Genomic DNA, 2,823 nt, shown 5'->3' with positions numbered 1-2,823 from the left:
ATCCTAAGCAGGTTCCGCAAAAGTGTCCCACGGTTTTGCGATCAGAACCTGCGAGAAACCAAGGAATCTAGGCGGATATTCGTGGGGCATCCCACGAATATCCGCTTAGAACCAGCGCCGTGTTCGCGCTCCCTTTCTTTCGCCGCGACCTGCCGGCACTGAGAGGCGAAAAGGTCACGCTGCGCGTGCCCTTGACCAATGATTACCGCGAATGGGCGGCGGTGCGCGGCGAAAGCCGCGCCTTCCTCGAGCCCTGGGAGCCGCGCTGGCAGCCGGACGAGCTCGACCGCACCGCCTGGCGGTTGCGCATCAGCCGCTACCGCGAGGATTACGCGCAAGGCACGGCCATCGCCTTCTTCATCTTCGAAAAATCGAGCGGCAAGCTCGCCGGCGGCATCACGCTCGGCAACATCCGCCACGGCGTCGCGCAGAGCGGCCATATCGGCTACTGGATCGGCGAACGCTTCGGCGGACGCGGCCTGATGACCGAGGCGGTCAAGCTGGTGTCGCGCTTCGCCTTCGATACGCTCAGGTTGCACCGGATCGAAGCTGCCTGTATTCCCGAAAACGCCCGGTCGATCCGCGTGCTTGAAAAAGCCGGATTCCGGCGCGAAGGACTGCTGCGATCCTATCTGAGAATCAACGGCATCTGGCAGGATCACTACCTCTACGCCCGGATCGCGGACGATCCGCAGAGCGACGGAACGAAGGGCTGAATGTGACGAATTCTCCGCGATTAGCGTCGCTGTTCGCCCTCATCATGACGGTCGTCGTCACGCTTTTTTCGGCGATGCCGGCTTTCGCCGTCGAGCCGATCAAGATCGCGCGTGACGACAAGGCGCTGGACCTCTCCGGCGCCGTGGAGATCTACCGGAACCAGGGTGAGAATTTCCAGGTTTCGACCGCGCCCGGCCCCGACGGCATCGTGCGGCGCATCGAGGTGGAGGCCAATGACGCGCGCTCGAGCGGCGACTGGGCCGTCTTCGCGCTCGCCAACACCACCGACCAGCAGCTCGACCGGCTGATCGTCGCGCCGCATTTCCGCCTGGTGAATTCCGGCATCTTCTGGCCCGACCTCGGCTCGACGCGCATCGCCGCGATCACGCCCAGCGAAGGCTTCGCGCTCGACCGCCAGACAAGCCCCGACGCCGACGTGTTCCGGGTGACGCTGAATCCCGGAACAGTGGTGACCTTCATCGCCGAGCTCGCCTCGCCGAAGCTGCCGCAGGTCTATCTCTGGGAGCCGGATTCCTACAAGGATTCGGTCAATTCCTACACGCTGTTCCGCGGCATCGTGATCGGCATCTCGGGGCTTCTGGCGCTGTTCCTGACGATTCTTTTCGTGGTCAAGGGAACCTCGATGTTTCCGGCGACAGCGGCGCTCGCCTGGGCGGTGCTCGCCTATATCTGCGTCGACTTCGGCTTCCTCAACAAGATCATCGAGATATCGCCCGGCAACGAACAGATATGGCGGGCCGGCACTGAGGTGGCGCTTGCCGGAACCTTCGTGGTGTTCCTGTTCGCCTATCTCAACCTCAACCGCTGGCATGGCCATTTCAGCTATGGCGCCCTGGTCTGGATCCTCGGACTGCTCTTGATCGCGGGGGTGGCCATCGTCGATCCGGCGGTCGCCGCCGGCATCGCCCGCATCTCGTTCGCCGCCACCGCGCTCACCGGCCTCGGCCTCATCATCTTCCTCGGGATTCGTGGTTATGATCGCGCGATCATGCTGGTGCCGAGCTGGGTCATGGTGCTCCTATGGCTATGCGGCTCGTGGATGGCGATCACCGGCATGCTGGACAACGACATCGCCCAGCCGGCTCTGGGCGGCGGGCTGATCCTCATCATCCTGCTCATCGGCTTCACCGTCATGCAGCATGCCTTTGCCGGCGGCGCGCTGCACCAGGGCCTGTTCTCCGACCTCGAGCGCCAGGCGCTCGCCGTCGCGGGCTCGGGCGACATCGTCTGGGACTGGGACGTACTGCGTGACCGCGTGGTGACCAAGCCGGACATCTGCCTGCAGCTCGGCCTTGCGCCCAACAGCCTCGGCGGCGCCGCCCGCAACTGGCTGCCGGTGCTGCATGCCGACGACCGCGACACGTTCCGCACCACGCTCGACGTGGTGCTGGAGCACCGGCGCGGCAAGGTGGCGCAGAACTTCCGCCTGCGCGGCGCCGACGGCCACTATCACTGGTTCTCGCTGCGCGCCCGCCCGGTGATCGGCTCCGACGGCGAGGTGATCCGCTGCGTCGGCACCATGGTCGACGTGACCGAGCAGAAGAAATCCGAGGAAAGGCTGCTGCACGACGCCGTGCACGACAATTTGACCGGCCTCCCGAACCGCGAATTGTTCATGAACCGGCTGGAGGCGATCATCTCGATCGCCCGCACCGAGGACAAGGTGCGCCCGACGGTCTTCATCATCGACATCGACCGCTTCAAGCAGGTCAATGACGGTCTGGGCATTTCCGCCGGCGATACCATTCTTCTCACCGTCGCGCGCCGGCTGCACCGGCTCTTGAAGCCGAAGGATTCGCTGTCGCGCTTTGCCGGCGACCAGTTCGCGCTGATGCTGCTTTCGGAACAGGACCCGGCCCGCATCGCGGCCATGGCCGACGCCATCAAGCACGCGATCAACAATCCGATCACCTTCGCCAAGCGCGAGATCGTGCTGACCGCCTCGATCGGCCTGATCACCTGGACGACGGCGCAAACCTCGGCCGAGGACATGGTCAAGGACGCCGAGCTTGCCATGCATCAGGCCAAGCGCTTTGGCGGCGACAGGATCGAGCCATTCCGGCCCGCCTTCCGCACCGTCGGCAC

At 64.6% G+C, this 2,823-nt stretch carries 2 protein-coding genes; both read left to right on the top strand.

The annotated features are described in order from the left end of the window. Positions 1 to 119: 119 nt before the first annotated feature. On the top strand, positions 120 to 716 hold the full coding sequence (locus tag EOD07_RS29345) for a GNAT family protein (RefSeq protein WP_073987004.1): 597 nt from the start codon (positions 120 to 122) through the stop codon (positions 714 to 716). Between the two features lie 2 nt (positions 717 to 718). Beyond that, on the top strand, positions 719 to 2,823 hold a 2,105-nt coding region (locus tag EOD07_RS29340), incomplete at its 3' end, for a diguanylate cyclase (protein ID WP_164772647.1).

The organism is Mesorhizobium sp. M2C.T.Ca.TU.002.02.1.1 (genome assembly GCF_003997225.1).
Note: the sequence above shows the minus strand (reverse complement) of the source record. Positions and strands in the feature narration are given on the sequence as shown.